Origin of the sequence: Streptomyces sp. ME19-01-6 (genome assembly GCF_033793745.1) — a bacterium.
In the GTDB taxonomy this organism is placed as follows: Bacteria; Actinomycetota; Actinomycetes; order Streptomycetales; family Streptomycetaceae; genus Streptomyces.
This window is the reverse complement of sequence record NZ_JARAXF010000011.1, coordinates 88,281-107,431: the sequence shown is the minus strand read 5'-3', so window position 1 is coordinate 107,431 and position 19,151 is coordinate 88,281. Positions and strand designations below refer to the sequence as shown.

Here is a 19,151-nt window from a genome sequence, read left to right as displayed (position 1 = left end):
TGTTCCTCACCGCGCCACCACCCTCAGCGTGCGCAGCGACTGGTCGGCCGCGTCCGGGAGGTACATCCCGGCCTCGATGCCGCTGCGCAGGTAGTCCGCGACCTCGCGGCTGATCCGCTCGCCCGGGGCGACCGCCGGCACGCCCGGCGGATAGGGGCTCGCCATCTCGGCCGCGACCCGGCCCGCCGCGTCCTGGATCGGGACCTGCTCCGCCGGGCCGAAGAACGCGTCGCGCGGCAGCATCACGGTGTCCAGCTCCAGGCCCGCCGGGCTGGGCAGCCGGACCCCGGCCGGGGGCGGCAGCTCGTCCCGCTGCTTGACCAACTCGGTGAACGCGTCGATCAGGTCCAGGCAGCTCTCCTCGGTGTCCGCGTGGGTGAGCTGGGCGACGACCCGGCGGTGGTCGGCCAGGCCCACGTCGACCTGGCGGTTGCAGCGCAGCCAGTCGGCGACGCCGTAGCCGCTGGTGCCCAGCCCCGACACATCGATGGTGAGCATCAGCGGATCGTGGTCGAAGGCCCGCCCCGGGCCGGTCAGCTCGTCCGCCCCCAGCGGGGCCAGACCCGCCAGTGCCGCGATCTCGGCACGGGTGCGGCGGCTCAGGTCCAGCGCCCGGCCCAGCAGTTCGTGTCCCCGCTCGACCATCTGGCGCCGCCAGCCGTCCAGGGCCGCGTACATGAGCACCGAGGGGCTGGTGGTGCCCAGCAGGTCCTCGCGCGCCTTCAGGACGTCGGGGTCGACCAGGTCGCCCCGCAGATGGAACACCGAGCTCTGCTCCAGGCCCGCGCCCATCTTGTGCACGCTGGTCACGCAGAGGTCCCCCTCCGCGTCCATCGCCCAGGTCGGCAGGTCCTCGTGGAAGGGCAGATGGGCGCCCCACGCCTCGTCCACCACCAGCGGCCTGCCCCGCCGGTGGCACACCTCGGCCACGCCCCGCAGATCGGCGCAGGTGCCGTAGGCGGTGGGAGAGATCAGCAGCATCCCCTTGGCGTCCGGCTCGCGCTCGAACGCCGCCTCGACCTCCTCCGGGCCGGGCGGGTACGCGAAGTGGTGGCCGGCGTCCCAGCGGGGGTGGACCCACACCGGCTCGATCCCGGCGATGATCAGCCCCGCCACCACCGACTTGTGCGCGTTGCGCGCCACCAGCAGCTTCTCGTGCGGTCCCGCGACCGAGACCATCGCGGACTTGACGGACAGCGAGCTGCCGCAGGTGGAGAAGAAGGTGTGGTCGGCGTGGACCGCGTCGGCCATCAGCGCCGCCGCCTGCGCCAGCACCTCGCCGGACAGCCGGCGGTCGTCGAGGCCGTTCATCAGCAGCAGGTCCGAGGCGAAGACGCCCTGGCCGAGCACCTCGGCCACGCGCGGATCGGTCCCGGCGCCCTGCTTGTGCCCGGGTGGGCTGTAGGGGCGCATATGGCGCCGTCGGTAGTCGGCGAGGGCGGCGAGAACGGGGGCGTGCGAATGATCCATCGCGGAGTTGTCCTCCCGGGCAGGTGGCGTCCGGTCCGCAGAGCGGGTAGCCAGCCGCACGGGGCCGAAACCGCGACCGAGCACAGACGGAGAGGCCGGGGGAGACGGGTCACAACACGCGATAGGCGCCGGCGGCCTCGTGCCGGAAGTCCATGCCATGGCCCGGCTCGCCGCTCACGCCCGGCCGCACGGTGCCCCCCGTCGGGTCGAGCGCGCCCGTGAAGAACATGGACTCGATGCGCACATGGTCGTGAAACCACTCCATGTGGCGCAGATTGGGCACGCACGCGGCGGCGTGGGCGTGTGCGTGCGGCGCGCAGTGCGCGGACAGCTCCAGGCCGTGGGCCTCGGCGACGGCCGCGGCGCGCAGCCACCCCGTGATCCCGCCGCAGCGCGTCGCGTCCGCCTGCAGACAGTCGACGACCGGTGTCATCCGGGCGAAGTACGGCAGGTCGTAGCCGTACTCGCCGGCCGCCACATCGCACACCACCGCGTCGCGGACGACGCGCAGTCCCTCCAGGTCGTCGGAGGACACCGGCTCCTCGAACCAGCCCACCCCGTGTTCGGCCAGCACGTGGCCCACCCGCACCGCCTCCTTGCGGGTGTACGCGCCGTTGGCGTCGACGTACAGCTCGGCGTGCGGGCCGATGGTCTCCCGGGCGTGGCGCACCCGTGCCAGATCCCGCTCGACGGCCCGCCCCCAGTCCTCGCCGATCTTGATCTTGACGCGGTCGATGCCGTGTCCGCGCACCCAGCCGGTCAGCTGCGTGGCCAGATGGGTGTCGTGGTACGTGGTGAAGCCGCCGGAGCCGTAGACCGGCACCGTCTCGTGCACCGCGCCGATCAGACGGATCAGCGGCACACCCAGCAGCCGCGCCTTGAGGTCCCACAGTGCCAGGTCGACCGCGGAAATGGCGCAGGCCACCAGGCCCGGGCGGCCCGCGTTGCGCACCGCGCGGCTCATCGCCTCGTTGGCTCCCGCCACATCCAGCGGGGAGCGCCCCAGGACCTCGCCGCTCAGCAGGTCGCACACCACCGACCCGGCGTCCGCCGGGGCGTAGGTCCAGCCGAGCCCGGTCACCTGCTCGGCACGGGCCTCCACCACCACGATGGTCGTCTCGTTCCAGGCGAGGGTGCCGTCCGCCTCGGGGGCGTCGGTCGGCACCGTGTACGCCGTGACGTCGAGCCGGTCCACCTTCATGTTCCGGCCGCCTTCCTGGCAGGAACCTCGGGGACCCGGCCGTGGACCAGCCGGTCCGCCGCCCGGTCCGCGAGCGCCATGATGGTCAGGGCGGGGTTGGCGCTGCCCTGCGTCGGCAGCACACTGCCGTCGGTGATGAACAGGTTGGGCACGGCGAAGGTGCGCAGATCGGAGTCCACCACGCCCTCCTCGGGGGTCCGGCCCATCCGGCAGCCGCCCACCAGGTGTGCGTACCGCTCGATGGTCATCAGCTCGCTCGCCCCGGCCGCGCGCAGGATGTCCTCCATCACCAGCCGGGCCGCGTCCATCAGCAGGTCGTCATTGGCGCACCGGTTGTGGTCGAAGCGGGCCACGGGCAGCCCCAGCCGGTCGGTCTCGTCGGCGAGGGTGACCCGGTTGCCGGGCTGCGGCAGGAACTCGCACAGCGCGCCCAGGGTCGCCCAGTGCACATAGTCCCGCATCCGGCTGCGCAGGTCGGCGCCCCAGTGGCCCTGGGCGGCCACGTGTTCGGCCCAGGTGATCGGCAGGGGGGAGACCGTCTGCACCGAGAAGCCGCGCCGGTACGGCTTGGCGGGGTCGGTCTCGTAGAAGTCCTCGCTGGACACCTCGGGCGGCGGCGCCTTGTACATCCGGATCTCGTCGGGGAAGCGGCCCGCGGTCTGCGGGGCGCCCTGGACCATGACGTAGCGGCCCACCAGGTCGTGACCGTTGGCCAGGCCGTTCGGATGGCCCGGGCCCGCGGAGTTCAGCAGCAGGCGCGGCGTCTCGATGGAGTAGCCCGCCACCGCGACCGCCTTGGCCCGCTGGACGCGTTCCCGGCCGCCGCGTACGTACGCCACGCCCGTCGCCCGCCGGCCGTCCAGCACCACGCGGGTCGCCATCGCGCCGTCGCGGATCTCGGCGCCGTGCGCGATGGCGTCGGGGACATGGGTGATCAGCGGCGACGCCTTCGCGTCGACCTTGCAGCCCTGGAGACAGAAACCCCGGTAGACGCAGTGCGGGCGGTTGCCGAACCGGCCGTTGGCGATGGCCACCGGCCCGACCCGGGCCCGGATGCCCAGCCGCGCGCAGCCCTCCAGCATCACCTCGCCGTTGCCGCCGACCGGGTGCGGGGCGTGCGGATGCGGGTGTGGGTCGCCCCACGGCCAGTACTGGCCCGCCACCGGCAACTCCCGCTCCAGGCGCTCGTAGTACGGGCGCAGGTCCTCGTACCGGATCGGCCAGTCGGCGCCGACGCCGTCCTCGGCGCGGGTGCGGAAGTCGGAGGGGTGGAAACGCGGGGTGTAGCCCGCGAAGTGCACCATCGAACCGCCCACCCCGCGCCCGGAGTTGTTCGCCCCCAGCGGCACGGGGTGGCTGCCGCCGATGACGCGCGGCTCGTTCCAGTACAGGTGGCGGGAGCCCGCCTCGTCGCTCACCCAGTCGTGCTCCGGATCCCAGAACGGGCCCGCCTCCAGGCACACCACCCGCCACCCGGCGTGCGCCAGCCGCTGAGTGAAGGTCGCGCCGCCCGCGCCGCAGCCGATGACCACCATGTCGACCTCGTCAAAGTCCTCGAAGCGCCGCATGGACGAGCGCAGCCGGGTGACATGGGGCAGCCAGGCGGAGGCGTTGCGGGCCCGTACGGAGCCCTGGGGGCGCAGCGTCTCGCGCAGCGTGCCGGTGGCCGGGCGCCACCAGCGGGCACGGCGGTCCGTCCCGCTCATCGGCCTTCTCCGCTCATCGGCCCTCCCCGCTCATCGGTCCGTCTCCGTCGCCTGGTCCTGCACGGGCGCGGTCTCCCACGGCTCCCGCACCCCGCGCCCCAGCCGCAGATAGCCCCGCGGATAGGCCGGGCCGCCGAAGCCGATCTCGTCCCATGCGTACGGGTGGGCGTAGTACGCGGTGCACGCGTAGCGGGTCCACAGCGTCCACACGTGGCCGGCGGGCATCCCGTACCAGTCGTGTGCGCCCAGGTCCTGGATGTGGCGCAGCAGCCGGTGCCGGTCGCCGTGGGTCACCGCGCCGAAGGTGCGGCCGTCGTGCCGCACCGCGGCCTCCTCGTCCAGCGCGGCCAGCGAGCGGCGCCACGCCTCGTCGTCCTCCGGCATGTCCGCGTACCGCCAGCCCTCGAACTCGCGGGCGGCCAGCCGGGCGTCGATCACCGGCAGCACGTGGACCGGCGGATCGTCGTGCCGGCGCGCCAGCAGCAGGTCGAGCAGCGGGCCGGCGGCCGCCTCCTCGGCCGGGGTGAAGAAGGACAGCGGCGGCCGCGGGCCGAGCCTGGCCAGCACCACCCCGGCCGTCGCCGCGTCCCAGGTATGCGCCTGGCTCATGACCCCGTGCTTTTTTGAAGGCTCGGTGCGCGCGCCCCGGCCGCCGCGCGCCGTCACCGCTCCCGCCGCAGCACGCTCGCGAGCAGCCCCATTCCGCCCACCATGCTCATCAGGAGCGGCGCGAACAGCGGGGGGCCCAGCTCGATGTTGTAGCGGGCCATCCGCCAGCCGCCGGGCTTGGCGGCGATCCCGCGCACATGCAGATAGGTGCCCTGCAGGCCGTTGGCCGCGATGGCGGCCGAGGCCAGCGGAAGCGCGGTGTGCGCGGCCCGCTCGCTGGCGAACCCCGCCACGCCCGCGGCGACGCCGACCGGCCCGAGCGCCACCGGCCACCACATCACGCGGTTGCCGAACCCGGCCCGGTCGTGTTCCAGGTAGATCTCGGCCGCCGTGACCGCCGACCCCAGGGCCGTCATCAGCGACAGCGACCGCTCCAGCCGGCCGTGCCGCACGTCGCGGGCCAGCCGCGCGGCGCGGCGGGCGGCCGGGTGGCGCGCCGCGCGGCCGGCCCGGGCGAGGGTCCGCGCGTCCCGCGTGAGCCGTGTCATCACGGCCCGTCACCCCTCGCTCTTCTTGCGGTGCGGCCGGTGCGGCAGCATCTCCTGCACCTTGGCCTTCAGGCCCTGGCGCACCATGCCCGTCCGGTCCGAGTCGCCCTTGACGATCGATTCGACGGTGGCCTCCATCTGCTCCCAGGTCGCGTGCGGCGGAATCGGCGGCACGTCCGGGTCGGTGAGGAACTCCACCACCGCCGGGCCGTCCGCGTTCAGGGCGTCGCGCCACGCCTGCTCGACGTACTCGGGCTTCTCCACCCGGATGCCGGTCAGACCCAGCGACTCGGCGAAGCGCGCGTACTGCACATCCGGGATCTGCTGCGAGGGCAGGAACTGCGGGGCGCCGCTCATCGCCCGCATCTCCCAGGTCACCTGGTTCAGGTCGTGGTTGTTCCACACCCCGATCACCAGCCGGGGGTCGTCCCACGCGTGGCGGTACTTGGCCGCCGTGATCAGCTCGGACATGCCGTTCATCTGCATCGCGCCGTCCCCGACCAGCGCCACCACCGGCCGGTTGGGCTGGGCGAACTTCGCGCCGATCGCGTACGGCACCCCGGAGCCCATCGTGGCCAGCGTGCCGGACAGCGAGCCGCGCATCTGGCCGCGCATCCGCAGATGCCGGGCGTACCAGTTGGCCACGGAGCCCGAGTCGCAGGTGAGGATGGCGTCGCCGGGCAGCAGCGGGTCCAGGCAGTGGGCGACGTACTCGGGGTTGATCGGGTCCGCGGTCAGCTCGGCGCGCCGCCGCATCACCTCGTGCCACCGCCGCACCTGCGCGACGATCCCCTCCTGCCACGCGCGGTCCTCCTTGGGCCGCAGCAGCGGCATCAGCCGCAGCAGGGTCTCGCGGGCGTCGCCGACCAGATTGACCTCGTAGGGGTAGCGCATGCCGATCATGTGCGGATCGAGGTCGATCTGCACGGCCCTGACCTTGCCGAACTCCGGCAGGAACTGGGTGTACGGGAAGCTGGAGCCGATCGTCAGCAGCGTGTCGCAGTCCCGCATCATGTCGTAGGAGGGCCGGGTGCCCAGCAGCCCGACGGAGCCGGTGACGAACGGCAGCTCGTCGCTGAGGACATCGAGGCCGAGCAGCGCCTTGGCCACGCCCGCGCCCAGCAGTTCGGCGATCCGCTCGACCTCCGCGCGTGCCCCGGCGGCGCCCTGGCCGACCAGGACGGCCACCTTCTCGCCGGCGTTCAGCACGTCCGCGGCCCGCTCCACCGCGCCGGCGGAGGGCACCGCCGACCAGCCGCTGCGGTCCAGGCTGGAGGGCACCATCTTGAACTCGTGGGTGGGCGGGGAGTAGTCCAGCTCCTGGACGTCCGCCGGGATGATCACGGCGGTCGGGGCGCGGCGGGCGTACGCGGTGCGGATCGCCCGGTCCAGCACGTTCGGCAGCTGCTCGGGGACCGTCACCGTCTCCAGGAAGTCGGAGGCGACGTCCTTGAAGAGGCTGTGCAGATCCACCTCCTGCTGGTACGAGCCGCCCATCGCGCTGCGGTGCGTCTGGCCGACCAGCGCCACCACGGGCACGTGGTCGAGCTTCGCGTCGTACAGGCCGTTCAGCAGATGGATCGCGCCCGGGCCCGACGTCGCCGTGCAGACCCCCAGCCGCCCGCTGAACTTGGCGTAGCCGACCGCCTCGAACGCGGACATCTCCTCGTGCCGGGACTGCACGAACCGGGGCTCGTTGTCGGCCCGCCCCCACGCGGCGAGCAGCCCGTTGATCCCGTCGCCCGGGTATCCGAAGACCTGCTCGACGCCCCACTCCCGCAGCCGGGCGAGGACGTAGTCGGCGACTTTCTCGGTCATGGTGGTCACTCCTGACGACCGGCTCAACCGGTCAGCTGCGGCAGTACCTTGGTGCGGTAGAAGTCGAAGAAGCCGCGCTGCTCGGGGCCGATCTGGTTGACGTAGACAGTGTCGAATCCGGCCTCGGCGTAGGCGCTGAGCGCGGCCACATGCGCGTCCGGGTCGTCCCCGCAGGTCGCGCTCGGCGCCAGCCGCTCGGGGGTGACGAGCTCACTGGCCTGCTCGAAGTGGGCCGGGGTGGGCAGCACCTGCGACAGCTCGCCCGGCAACGCCATGTTCGGCCACAGCCGGTGGACGGTGCGCAGCGCCTCGTCGGCGTCCTGGCCCCAGCACACCTTCAGGCCCCCGCGGACCGGCTTGGCGTTGCCGCCCGCCCCGCTGCCGCGCCGGAAGCGCGCGACCAGCTCCGGGTCGGGGACCATCGTGATGAAGCCGTCGCCGACCCGGCCGGCCAGCGCGGCGGCGGACGAGCCGAACGCCGCGATGTCGATGGGCACCGGCTCCGGGGGCACGGTGTACAGGCGCGCGTTCTCCACCGTGTAGTGCTTGCCGTGGTGGCTGACCTCGTGCCCTTCGAACAGCTGGCGCATGACCGTCACGGCCTCCTCCAGCATCTCCAGCCGGACCGGCGCCTGCGGCCAGCGGTCGCCCAGCACATGCTCGTTCAGCGCCTCCCCGGTGCCCACCCCCAGCCGGAAGCGGCCCTCCAGGAGCACCGCGCTGGTGGCGGCCGCCTGGGCGACGATCGCCGGATGGATACGGATGGTGGGGCAGGTCACCGCGGTCTGCACCGGCAGCGAGGTCGCCTGGGCGAGCGCGCCGATCACCGACCAGACGAAGGACGACTGGCCCTGCGCCCCGTTCCAGGGGTGGTAGTGGTCGGAGATCCACAGGTGGGAGAAGCCCGCCTGTTCCGCCATCCGCGCCTGCTCGACGAGCTCGGCGGGCCCGTGTTCCTCGGCGGCCAGGAAATAGCCGTACTCCGTCATGGGCCCTCCTCGATACCTCGTGCCTGTCCAGGCGCTGGTGCCACGAGGCGACGGGTAACCGGGGGACGGAGAAGGAAACCTTGGGACGGGACGGACGGGACGGACGGGGCGGGAGTGAAGCGGGGAGCGGCTACGAGCCGGGCGCCGCCGCCGGTTCCGCCGCCGGTTCGGGTGCGTGGGGTGAGGGCGGGCCCATGGCCACGGCGATATGGCGGCAGACCCGGTCCGCCACACCCGCCTCCGCCATCTCGAACGCTCCGCGCCCACCCGTACGGAAGAGTGTGAGCACGCCCCGGACCGGCTCCGAGGGCGAGGCGCGCAGCGGGACGCACAGCAGCGAGGTCACCTCCTCGCGGATCAGGATCGGCGCGCTCGACGCGTCGCGGCCGAAGGCGTCCGGGGCATGGGGCTGCACCCGCAGCGCGGACACCCCGTCGCGGATCGCCTCGGCCACCAGCGGAGCGTCGGCCGGATCCTGTCCCGCCACCGAGGCCGCGCGGTCGCCCGCGGCCTCGGGCGGGGCCAGCGCCACCACCCGGCGGGCGGTCTCGGGCCGCCCCGGGTCCGGGCACAGATCGGCGATCACCCAGTCCGCGAAGCGGCCGTGCAGCACCGCCGCCGCCCGGCCGAGCACCGCCTCGGGCCCGCTGTCGGCGAGCGCCGCGTCGAGCAGCGCGGTCGCCATATCGTCGACCAGGTCGAGCAGCTCGGCGTGGCGCGTCACCGCGTCCAGGCCGGGACGTGCCCCCGGCAGCCGGCCCCCGGCGGCCCGGTCGGGCGCGGTGGGGGCGGCGACGGTCACCGCGCCCTCACCGGTGGGCTGGAAGGTGACCAGTACGGCGGTGTGCGACTCGCCCGGCGGGCGCAGCGCCGTGAGGGTCACCCGCAGCGCCCCGCCGCTTCCCGGCCCCGGCAGGTGCACCACCAGGCTGCGTCCGCCCTCGCCGCGCGCGACGGCGGCGACCTGGGAGCGCAGCACCGCCCGCCCGTCGGGGCGCAGCGAGTCGGTCAGCGGGCGACCGGTGGCGTAGCCCGCGCGGGTCTGGAACAGCTCCGTGGCGGAGAAGTTCATCCGCCGCACGACACAGTCGCGGTCCAGCAGCACGGCGGCGATCGGCAGCCGCTGGAAGAGGGCGCGCAGCAGTTGCTGTTCGCGCGGGTCGGCACGGCCCCCGCCGGGCACCCGGGCGGCCGCGGCCAGCTCCTCGTACCACGGCCACAGCACATCCGCCACGTGCTGGAGCTCGATCAGGGCGGCGTCCAGTACGGAGAGCCGCTCGTGCGAGGGCAGGGCCCGCGCGGTCTGCAATTCGGCAACGCGTCTGCGGAAATCCGTCAGCTCCGCGCTGTACTCCTGTGCCCCGGACATGCGCACACCGTAGCCCGCCCGGATGAGGGGCATCGTCGGCATCGCCTGTTTCCCCCCGGACGGAGCGGGCAGCCGAAGGAACGGGATGCATTGAGGAGAGCCGGACCCATCACCCGTCACACCGGACGGAGCGAAGAGAAAGGACTGGACCCGACCATGCCGGAGCGCGCCCTCACCCGTGGCTGGTCCTGCCGGACCGATACGCCCTCGCTGGACCGCGGCCTCGCCGAACTGGCGGAACAGGCCGCGTCGTGCACCCCCGCCAGCTGCGGAGCCACCGCCACCGCGCTCCTCGGCCCGGACCCCGACGGGGCCGGCCCCGAGGAGCAGCCGACCGGGGCCACCCATCCCGACCTGTCCGCGCTGGTCTCGGTGCAGCTGGCCTCGGGCGAGGGCCCGATCCCGGCCGCCCGGGCCACCGGCCGCCCGGCGGGCGCGGACGACCTGCTGCACGACCGGAGGTGGCCGGGCTACCGGGCCAGGGCCCTGGAGGCCGGCGTGCGCTCCAGCGCCACCCTGCCCTTCGTATGCGAGGGCCTGGCGGTGACCGTCTCCCTCTACGGGCTGCGCCCCGGTTCGCTGGAGGAGGCGGCCCAGGGAGCCACCCGGCTGCTCGGCGATCTGGCCACCGAGAGCCTGGCGCGCGACCGGCGCTACTGGGCCGCGCTGACCGAGCTCGACCAGCTGGACGCCGCGCTGCGCACGCGCCCGGTGGTCGACCAGGCGTGCGGCATCGTGATGTATGTGCTGGGCTGCGACGCGGACGCCGCCTTCGACCTGCTGCGGCGCACCTCCCAGCGGTCCAACCGCAAGCTGGCCGAGCTCGCCGAGACCGTCGTACGCACCCGGGGCCGCGGCATCGAGCGTGATCTGATCAGGCTGGGCCGGAACCGGAAAGCCACTCCCGCACCCGCTCGGCCAGCGGAAGATCCTTGCTGACGCCCTCGCCGGCCCCGCCGGCGTCGGCCGGGGTGGCGGTCTTGGCCTCGCCTACCCGCAGCCCGAGGGCCAGCCGCTCCTCGGGGGTGAGCCGCTCGCGCAGTTCGGGGAAGATCACGTCCTCCTCGCCCCGGATGTGCATGGACACCACGTCGTACAGCTCGCGGACCAGCGCGTCGAACCGCCGGTCCGCGGTGTCCAGCTGCTCCAGGTCGCCCAGGATCCGCTCGGCCTCGGAGAACTCCTCCATCTCCCGCTCGGCGACCTCGTCCCCATGGGGCAGCGCCTTGCGGACCGTCGGGTACAGGTACTGCTCCTCGGCGACCGAGTGCCGCACGATCTCGACGGTGATCCGTTCCACCAGCAGCCGCCGCTCCCCGGGGTCGGCGCTCGCCCGGTACCCCTCGAAGAGACCCTGCACCTCGCGGTGGTCCGCGGTGAGCAGGTCCACCACGTCGCGTTGCTGAGGCATCCCTGTCATGCGGGCCGGGTGCCCGCCGCCGCCCCGGGCAAACGGCACCGGCCACGTGTCGGCTCCGCCGCCGCATCCGCCGATCTGCGAAGGTGGACAGGTCGGGACAGTTGTCGCACAGCGGACACGACCGAGTCGGATGATCCGGAGGTGTGTTTCGAATGCAGCGGGAGCTGACCGCCCCGGCTCCGGCGGACCCGGAGGACGGCGGTCTGCCGGTCCTCCCGGAGCTGGCGGCGCGCTTCGCCGGGGCGGCCGGCCGGACCGCCCCCGAACCGGTCGGCGGCGGCCCGGCCCTGTGCACCGCCGCCTGCGGCTACTGGGAGCGGCGCGGCCTGTGGACCGACCCGGAGCATGTCACGGCCGCCCCCGGCGGGCAGCCGCTGCTGCTTTCCCTGCTCGCCGCGGCCGGCGGCGACGTCCTGCTGACCCGGCCCAGCGCCTCCTGGTACACGCCGCTGGCCCGGCTCGTCGGCCGCCCCGCCTACCACGCGCCGGTACCCGCCGAGTGCGGTGGTGTCCCCGACCCGTTCGCGCTGCTGGAGACCGTCCGCCGGGTGCGCGCGGAGGGCGGTGAGCCGCGGGTGCTGCTGCTGTCCGTCGCCGACGACCCGACCGGCACCACCGCCCCGCCCGAGCTGCTGCACGAGGTGTGCGAGGCGGCCGTGGCCGAGGGGATGCTGATCGTGAGCGACGAGACCTGGCGGGACACCGTGCACCACCCCCATGGCACGGTGCTGCTCAGCCCCGCCGAGATGTGTCCGGAGGGCGTGGTGGTGCTCACCGACCTGGCGGGCGCCTTCACCCCGCCCGGCTGGCCCGCCGCGGTCGCCCGGTTCCCTGCCACCGAGCGCGGCGTCGAGTTGCGCGCCCGGGTGCTGTCCACCCTGGACGCGCTGCGGGCCGTGCTGCTGCCGCCCGTCGCCGCGGCCGCCGCCCACGCCCTCGACGAGCCCGAGCCGGTCCGCGAGCGCGCGGCGGCCGCGGCCCGTGCCCATGGGGCGGTGGCCGCGGCGGCGTACCGCGCGCTCACCGCGGTCGGCGCGCTGTGCCGCCCCCCGCAGGCCGGCCGCCAGCTGTACGCCGACCTCGACGAGTTGCGCGGCGGCCTCGCCGCCCGCGGTATCACCGACTCGGTGGAGCTGGAGCGCGAGCTGACCCGGCGGCTTCGCCGCCCCGTGCCGGGCGGCCACCGCTTCGGCGACGCCCCGCACACCCTGCGGGTGCGGCTGTCGACCCTGCCGTTGCTCGGCACCGGGGACCAGGCGCGGCTGGCCGCCCTCGCCGCCGCGGACCCGCTGCGGGTGCCGCAGGTGGCCGAGGCGCTGGCCACCTTCGATACGGCCTTCCGCGAGCTGACCCAGGCCGGGCCGAGGCCGACCGGCACCGAAGGGAGCCCTCTGCTATGACCGATCAGGCCGACCAGGCCCAACCGGCCGACCAGGCTCAACCTGCCGAGCGACGCCCCGCCGGGCGGGCCCACCCCGCCCCGCCGACGCCCCCGCTGGGCTCTCTCCGGGCGATCTTCTCGGGCCCGCGGCGTCGGCTGCGGCGCCTCGCCGGGTTGTCGGGGTCGCCCCCCACGCCGCCGGAGGGGGCACCTCCCGGCGGCGGCCGGGGGAGGCATATCGACCGCGGCGCCCCGTACGGGGGAGATCCTCTGCCGTGCGATCCTCCCCCGGCTGCCGCTGGGAGGGACCCTCTGCGGCTGCCGCCGCGCGCCCCGCGGCGGCTGCCGCAGGGGGCACCCCCCGGTCGGCGGCTGGGGGAGGACCAGCCTCAAAGACCGCCCACGGAGGGCCTGGCCACCCCGCGCCCCCGCGGTGAGCTCCGCACCTGGCCGCGGTCGTTCGCCCACCGCCTCACCTCCCCGCTGCCCGGTGTCCGGGCGATCGCCCGGCTGGCCCGGGAGGGGCGGCTGCGCCCGCCCGTCGAGGCGCTGCTGCAGATCCCCGAGCTCCCCTTCGAGCCGGGCCCGCCGCCGGTCGTCGGGTCCGGCGACACCGCGGTCACCTGGGCGGGGCACGCCAGTTGTGTGCTGTGGACCGGCGGGCTGACCGTGCTCACCGACCCCGTCTGGTCCCGCCGGATCCTCGGCACCCCGGCCCGGGTCACCCCGGTCGGGGTGCGCTGGGAGGATCTGCCGCCCATCGACGCGGTGGTCATCAGCCACAACCACTACGACCACCTCGACGCGCCCACGCTCAGGCGGCTGCCGCGCGACACCCCCCTGTTCGTACCGGCCGGGCTCGCCGCCTGGTGCCGCGAGCGCCGCTTCACCGACGTCACCGAGCTCGACTGGTGGGAGGCGGCCGAAGTGCCGGGCCCAAAGGGGCCGGTGCGGTTCGACTTCGTACCCGCCCACCATTGGAGCAAGCGCACCCTGACCGACACCTGCCGCTCGCTGTGGGGCGGCTGGATCATTACCGCCCCGGGCGGCCGGCGGATCTACTTCGCGGGCGACACCGGCTATGGACACTGGTTCCGGGAGATCGGCCGCCGCTACCCGGGCATCGACCTGGCGCTGCTGCCCATCGGCGCGTACGACCCGCCCTGGATGCTCCGTCCGGTGCACACCGACCCGGAGGAGGCCGTGCGGGCGTTCGAGGATCTGGGCGCGCGGCGGATGATGCCCATGCACTGGTCCACCTTCCTGCTCTCCGCCGAGCCCCCGCTGCAGCCGCTGCTCCGCGTCCGCGCGGCGTGGGAGGCGGCGGGCCTGCCGCGCGAGGCGCTGTGGGACCTGCCGGTCGGCGGCTCGCGCGTGCTCGACCGCGACGGCTGAACCACCAGGAGGGTATGCACCCTGATGAGTCGTGGCAATTAGTGCATCAGTGGTCATAAGTGGCAGGTGGTGCGCACCCCACCTAGCTTCCTGTTCATGCGCACTCGACAGCTTCGCTACCTGGCGGTCCTCACGGCAGCCCTTGTCGTCGAACTCGGTCCGCTGCCCACCGCCCACGCCAAGACCCAGCACGTCGTCCACCCGGGCGAGTCGATCCAGGCCGCGGTGAAGGCCGCCAAGCCCGGCGACACCATCCTCGTCAAGGCCGGTACCTACCGGGAGAACGTGCTGATCACCACCTCGCGCCTGACCCTGCGGGGGGAGGGCAAGAAGACCGTCCTCAAGCCGCCCGGGAAGGCGTCCACGAACGACTGCGGCAAGGCCGAGACCGGCATCTGTGTCACCGGTACGGCCGAACGCCCCGTCACCCGTGTGCGGATCCGCTCGCTGAAGGTCACCGGCTTCGCCAAGAACGGCATCTGGGGGAAGCACACCGACCGGATGGACGTACGCCAGGTGACCGCCGCGCAGAACGGTCAGCAGGGCATCGGCCAGGAGAAGTCCCTCCGCGGCACCTTCCGCTCCAACACCTCCAAGGACAACGGCCAGTCGGGCATCTTCCTCGCCAACACCGTCGACGAGGAGGGCGCGGCCATCGACACCAAGGGCGCGGTCGTCCGCGACAACCGGCTGACCGGGAACCGCGTCGGGGTCGGCATCCGGCGCCTTCGGGCCCTCACCGTCCAGGGCAACGCCCTCACCGGCAACTGCGGCGGCGTGTTCGTCGTGGGCGACGAGGGGACGCCCCGCGCCGGGGACCTGTCGGTCATCAACAACAAGGTCTACGAGAACAACAAGTACTGCCCGCCCAACCCCCGCCTCGCCTTCATCCAGGGCACGGGGATCCTCCTCACCGGTGTGGAGGACGCGCGGGTCACGGGCAACGCGGTGCGGGACAACGTGGGCGCCTCGCCGATGTCCGGCGGGATCGTGCTCTTCCCCAGCGTCGTGGGCGCCAAGAACGCCCGTAACACCGTCAAGGACAACGTGCTGACCAACAACCTGCCCGCCGACCTCGCCGACCGGGACGCCGGCCCCGGCAACACCTTCGAGGGCAACACCTGCACGGTCTCCGAGCCCGCAGGCCGGTGCGCGAAGGAGACGTCATGACGTCGATAAGGACCGCTGCGCCCACCGCGGCGACCGCCGCCCCCGCTGACACTGCCACCGACCCCGCCGGCCCGGCCCCCGCCGAGGGCGTTCCGTCGAAGGCCGCCCCGCAGCTGCGGGAGCTCGTCTTCGGCGCCGCCCGGGCGGCGGCCGTCCGCGCGGCGGCCGCCCTGGGCGTCGCCGACGCCCTGGGGGAACGGCCCGCCACCGTCGCGGAACTGGCGACCGCCGTGGACGCCGAGCCCGAGCGGCTCGGCCGGTTGCTGCGCGCCCTGTCCTGCTGCGGTGTGTTCGCCGAGACCGAGGACGGGCGCATCGCGCACACCGAGATGTCCCGGCTGCTGCGCGAGGACGCCCCCGACAGCCTGAAGTACATCTGTCTGTGGTGCACCGAGCCGTGGACCTGGCAGACCTGGCCGCGGCTCGCCGAGGCCGTACGCTCCGAGACCTGCGCCTTCAACGACATCCACGGCAAGGACTTCTTCACCTATCTGCACGAGGACGCGCCCGAGTCGGCCCGCGTGTTCGACCGGGCGATGACCACCTCCAGCGGACAGTCCGCCGTGGAGCTCGCCGCCTTCCTCGACCTCGACGGGGCCGCGGAGGTGGCGGACATCGGCGGCGGCCAGGGACATGTCCTGGCGTCCCTGCTGGAGAAGCACCCGAGCTTGCGCGGCACGCTGCTCGACCTCCCGCAGGTGGTGGCGAACGCGGACCCGCGGCTGCGCGACGGCGGGCCGCTGGCCTCGCGCGCCCGGCTGGTGCCCGGCGACTGCCGCCGTGAGATCCCGGTACAGGCCGATCTGTACATCATCAAGAACATCCTGGAATGGGACGACGAGTCCACCCGCCGCACCCTGGCCAACGTGGTGGCGGCGGCGCGGCCGGGCGCCCGGGTGCTGGTGATCGAGAACCTTCTCGACAACAGCCCCTCGATGCGGTTCACCACCGCCATGGACCTGTTCCTGCTCCTCAACGTGGGAGGCCGGAAACACTCCTCGGACAGCCTGGTGACCCGCATGACGGAGGCCGGGCTGAGCGTCACCGGCATCAGCCCGGTCAACCCCTATCTGCACGCCTTCGACAGCCGCGTGCCGGGCCGCGCGGCCGCGTGACCGCGCACAACCGAGTGCCCGCGTGACGGTGTTCACGCGGGCACTCAGTGCGTGATCAGGCCCACCGGAAGGCGTCGAGGTGGGCGAACACGACGACATTGGCGGTGTAGTCGCGGACGGCACGGTCGTACGAACCACCGCAGGTGATCAGGCGCAGCTGCGCGTCGGGGGTCTGCCCGTACACCCGCTCGTCGGGGAAGTTCGCCTTGCTGAACGTCTCCACCGAGTCGACGACGAACGTCGCGACGATCCCGTCGGCGCGGGTGATGGTGACCCGGCTCCCGGTCTTCAGCGCGCTGAGCGGATAGAACACGGCCGGGCCCGTCTTGGTGTCCACATGCCCCGCCACGATGGCGTTGCCCCGCTCGCCGGGTGAGGGGCCGCCGTTGAACCAGCCGGCCAGGTTCTTGTTGTCGGCGGGCGGCGGGATCAGCACCCCCGACCGGTCGAGCGTCAGCTCGGTGAACGGCGCGCTCACCCCGATGGAGGGGATGTCCAGATGCCTGGCGGGCGAGCGCGGCAGCGCCGGCCCGAGCCGGATCCCCTGGGGGGCGGCCGTCTGCGGGCGGGGGGTGAGCGTCGGACCCGAGGCCGCGGGCTTCACCTGCGCCGGCTGGGTGGAGGCCGCGTCGACCGAGTTGTAGATCAGGAAGACGCCGATGAGGGCCGACGCGGCGGCCCAGCGGATGACGCGGGGGTTGCTGTCGGCACCGCCCTGTTTGCCCATGAAATCTGCCTTTCCGGCCGGCGGAGAGCTCGCCGGCAAAGAGCGTGGCGCTGCCGTGGCCAACCGCCACAAGCGGTGTTGGCCACGGCAGCGAGGCTACGAAAAGCGGTCAGCTCAGATCGCGGTCCCGGCGGGCTTGCGGCGGCGCAGGGCGTAGGCGCCGGCGCCGAGGCCACCGAGGAGCAGGACCGAGCCGGCGGCCATGCCGCCACCGGTGGTGGCCATGCCACCGCCACCGGTGTGAACGCCACCGTGCGGCTTGCCGTGCTCGCGCTCCTTGCCGTACGAGCTGCTGCCGCCCCAGCCGCCCTCCTCCTTGCCCTTGCCGCCCCAGCTCTCCTCCTTGCCCTTGCCGCCCCAGCTCTCTTCCTTCTCCTTGCTGCCGTAGCCGCCCTTGTCGTAATCGCTCTTGCCGTAGCCGGACTCTTCTTCCTTGCCCTTGCCGTAGCCCGACTCTTCTTCCTTGCCCTTGCCGCTCCAGTCCCCCTCCTCCTTGCCCTTGCTCTCCTTCTCCTTCCAGGAGCCGCCGGAGCCGTAGTCGTCGGTCGACTCCTGACCGCTGGAGTAGCCCCCGTGGCCGCCCGGGTCCGAGACGTCAGCGGCGAACGCGGCGGCGGGTGCGCCCAGAGTCAGGGATGCGGCAAGCGTCGCCCCGGCGATGAGTGCGCGAGTAGATCGCATGAGTCATTCCTTCCGGCACCTGTACGATTACTGACATTTGCCAGATAAAGGGATCGCGTAGGTGTCTCAACAACCGTCAGCGACGCGGGTCCCGGCTGCCACTTGGCGCGGCCCGCTTTCGGGCTGGTTGTAAGCCCTCCGGGTGGAGATCCCCGTGGTCTTCACTCGTTCGCCGCGCGAACGGGCTGACGTCGAGTCATCTTTTCGGCCCATCGCATCGATCAGCCCCGTGGTGTGCGTCGCCGACCGGAACTCCGGGCGCGCCAGCACCCGTCGCAGAAAGCCCAGCGTGGTCCGTACGCCCCCGCCACCGACCCGGAACTCGCTCAGGGCCCGGTCCATGCGGGCGAGCGCCTGCTCGCGGTCGGGCGCCCAGGCGACGGCCTTCGCCAGTAGCGAGTCGTAGTCCGGGCCCACCCGCCAGCCCGGGAAGGCGTGCGTGTCCACCCGTACGAAAGGCCCCCCGGGCGGCACGAACTCCGTCAGTGAGCCGGGTGTGGGCGCGAAGTCGCGTTCCGGGTCCTCGGCGTTGACCCGGCACTCGATCGCCACCCCGCGCGGTACGACCTCGCTCTGACCGAACGTCAGGGGCTGCCCGGCCGCGATGAGGATCTGCTCCCGGACGATGTCGATCCCGGTCACCATCTCGGTGACCGGGTGCTCGACCTGCAGCCGGCAGTTGATCTCCATCAGAGAGAACTCATGGTCGGGGGTGAGCACGAACTCGAAGGTGCCCGCCCCCACATAGCCCACCGCCGCCGCGCCACGCACCGCCGCCGCGCACATCGCGGTGCGCCGCTCCTGGGGCAGGTTCGGCGCGGGGGCCTCCTCCACCATCTTCTGGTGCCGCCGCTGTACGGAGCAGTCGCGCTCGCCGAGGTGGACCACCTTGCCGTGCCGGTCCGCGAGCACCTGCACCTCCACATGGCGCGCGCCCTCCACGAACCGCTCCATATAGAGGCGCTCGTCGCCGAACACCGCGCGGGCGTGGGCGCGCGTCTCGTTGAACGCGGGCACCAGGGCGTCCGGGTCGCGGACCACCGCCATGCCGCGGCCGCCCCCGCCTGCCACCGCCTTGAGGATCAGCGGATAGCCGATCCGCCCGGCGATGTCCTTGGCCTCGGCCGGCGTGGCCACCGCGCCCGTACTGCCCGGCAGCACCGGCAGGCCCGCCTCCGCCATCAGCGCGCGGGCCGCCGCCTTGTCGCCGAGCCGCTGCATCACCGCGGCCGGCGGGCCGATGAAGGTGATCCCGGAGTCCTCGCACACCTCCGCGAAGTCCGGGTCCTCGGACAGGAATCCGTATCCGGGGTGGATGGCCTGCGATCCGGTGCGGTGCGCCGCCTCGATGATCGCCGGGACGCTGAGATAGCTGGCCTTCGACCGCGGCGGACCGATGTGCACGGCCTCGTCCGCGAGCCGGACCACGGCCGAGTCGCGGTCGGCGGTGGAGTACACCGCGACGGTGCGCATGCCGAGTTCCCGGCAGGCGCGCAGGACACGCAGCGCGATCTCGCCGCGGTTGGCGACGAGGACGGTGGAGAACACGCGG

The 19,151-nt window shown here is 73.5% G+C and carries 17 protein-coding genes; 5 read left to right on the top strand and 12 right to left on the bottom strand.

Annotated elements, in window-relative coordinates:
• Positions 1-6: 6 nt before the first annotated feature.
• From PV419_RS24740 to PV419_RS24705, 8 genes are all read right to left on the bottom strand, one after another.
• The gene (locus PV419_RS24740; protein WP_319692325.1) at positions 7-1,470 is read right to left on the bottom strand and encodes an ornithine decarboxylase; all 1,464 of its coding nucleotides are present in this window, start codon (positions 1,468-1,470) and stop codon (positions 7-9) included.
• 109 nt (positions 1,471-1,579) lie between these two features.
• Entirely contained in the window at positions 1,580-2,671 is a 1,092-nt protein-coding gene (locus PV419_RS24735) for an enolase C-terminal domain-like protein (protein ID WP_319692323.1), read from the bottom strand.
• Entirely contained in the window at positions 2,668-4,377 is a 1,710-nt protein-coding gene (locus tag PV419_RS24730; protein ID WP_319692321.1) for a GMC family oxidoreductase, read from the bottom strand. Before PV419_RS24730 ends, PV419_RS24735 begins: the two co-directional genes overlap by 4 nt.
• Before the next feature lie 30 nt (positions 4,378-4,407).
• Positions 4,408-4,986, bottom strand: coding sequence for a gluconate 2-dehydrogenase subunit 3 family protein (locus PV419_RS24725; RefSeq protein ID WP_319692319.1), 579 nt, complete (start codon positions 4,984-4,986; stop codon positions 4,408-4,410).
• 53 nt (positions 4,987-5,039) lie between these two features.
• The gene (locus tag PV419_RS24720) at positions 5,040-5,534 is read right to left on the bottom strand and encodes a hypothetical protein (protein ID WP_319692317.1); all 495 of its coding nucleotides are present in this window, start codon (positions 5,532-5,534) and stop codon (positions 5,040-5,042) included.
• Between the two features lie 9 nt (positions 5,535-5,543).
• Positions 5,544-7,352, bottom strand: a complete 1,809-nt coding sequence (locus PV419_RS24715; RefSeq protein ID WP_319692315.1) for a thiamine pyrophosphate-requiring protein — start codon at positions 7,350-7,352, stop codon at positions 5,544-5,546.
• A gap of 23 nt (positions 7,353-7,375) precedes the next feature.
• Positions 7,376-8,341 (bottom strand): LLM class F420-dependent oxidoreductase, encoded by a 966-nt coding sequence (locus tag PV419_RS24710; protein ID WP_319692313.1) that lies wholly within the window; start codon positions 8,339-8,341, stop codon positions 7,376-7,378.
• A gap of 130 nt (positions 8,342-8,471) precedes the next feature.
• Positions 8,472-9,752, bottom strand: a complete 1,281-nt coding sequence (locus PV419_RS24705; RefSeq protein WP_319692309.1) for a PAS domain-containing protein — start codon at positions 9,750-9,752, stop codon at positions 8,472-8,474.
• A 114-nt stretch (positions 9,753-9,866) separates the two neighbouring features.
• On the opposite strand from PV419_RS24705, the gene PV419_RS24700 reads away from it, so the two are divergent.
• Positions 9,867-10,649: an ANTAR domain-containing response regulator gene (locus PV419_RS24700; RefSeq protein WP_319692307.1), complete on the top strand. Its 783-nt coding sequence runs from the start codon at positions 9,867-9,869 to the stop codon at positions 10,647-10,649.
• Here the strand turns inward: PV419_RS24700 and PV419_RS24695 are convergent.
• Positions 10,585-11,121 (bottom strand): hemerythrin domain-containing protein, encoded by a 537-nt coding sequence (locus tag PV419_RS24695; protein ID WP_319692305.1) that lies wholly within the window; start codon positions 11,119-11,121, stop codon positions 10,585-10,587. The genes PV419_RS24700 and PV419_RS24695 overlap by 65 nt on opposite strands.
• Positions 11,122-11,282: 161 nt before the next feature.
• Here PV419_RS24695 and PV419_RS24690 point away from each other — a divergent pair, with 161 nt between their 5' ends.
• The 4 genes from PV419_RS24690 (at position 11,283) to PV419_RS24675 (ending at position 16,191) form a co-directional block, all read left to right on the top strand.
• A complete protein-coding gene (locus PV419_RS24690; protein WP_319692303.1) occupies positions 11,283-12,530 on the top strand; it encodes an aminotransferase class I/II-fold pyridoxal phosphate-dependent enzyme in 1,248 nt (415 codons plus the stop codon).
• 353 nt (positions 12,531-12,883) lie between these two features.
• On the top strand, positions 12,884-13,906 hold the full coding sequence (locus PV419_RS24685; RefSeq protein WP_415925378.1) for an MBL fold metallo-hydrolase: 1,023 nt from the start codon (positions 12,884-12,886) through the stop codon (positions 13,904-13,906).
• 96 nt (positions 13,907-14,002) lie between these two features.
• Complete coding sequence (locus PV419_RS24680) at positions 14,003-15,076, top strand: nitrous oxide reductase family maturation protein NosD (RefSeq protein ID WP_319692301.1); 1,074 nt, start codon at positions 14,003-14,005, stop codon at positions 15,074-15,076.
• Positions 15,073-16,191 (top strand): methyltransferase, encoded by a 1,119-nt coding sequence (locus tag PV419_RS24675; protein WP_319692299.1) that lies wholly within the window; start codon positions 15,073-15,075, stop codon positions 16,189-16,191. Before PV419_RS24680 ends, PV419_RS24675 begins: the two co-directional genes overlap by 4 nt.
• 55 nt (positions 16,192-16,246) lie before the next feature.
• On the opposite strand, the gene PV419_RS24670 is transcribed toward PV419_RS24675, so the two are convergent.
• From PV419_RS24670 to PV419_RS24660, 3 genes are all read right to left on the bottom strand, one after another.
• Positions 16,247-16,918 (bottom strand): class F sortase, encoded by a 672-nt coding sequence (locus tag PV419_RS24670; RefSeq protein WP_319692297.1) that lies wholly within the window; start codon positions 16,916-16,918, stop codon positions 16,247-16,249.
• A gap of 114 nt (positions 16,919-17,032) precedes the next feature.
• Positions 17,033-17,599: a hypothetical protein gene (locus tag PV419_RS24665; RefSeq protein ID WP_319692296.1), complete on the bottom strand. Its 567-nt coding sequence runs from the start codon at positions 17,597-17,599 to the stop codon at positions 17,033-17,035.
• Positions 17,600-17,665: 66 nt separating this feature from the next.
• Complete coding sequence (locus tag PV419_RS24660; RefSeq protein ID WP_319692294.1) at positions 17,666-19,147, bottom strand: acetyl-CoA carboxylase biotin carboxylase subunit; 1,482 nt, start codon at positions 19,145-19,147, stop codon at positions 17,666-17,668.
• Between the last annotated feature and the right edge of the window lie 4 nt (positions 19,148-19,151).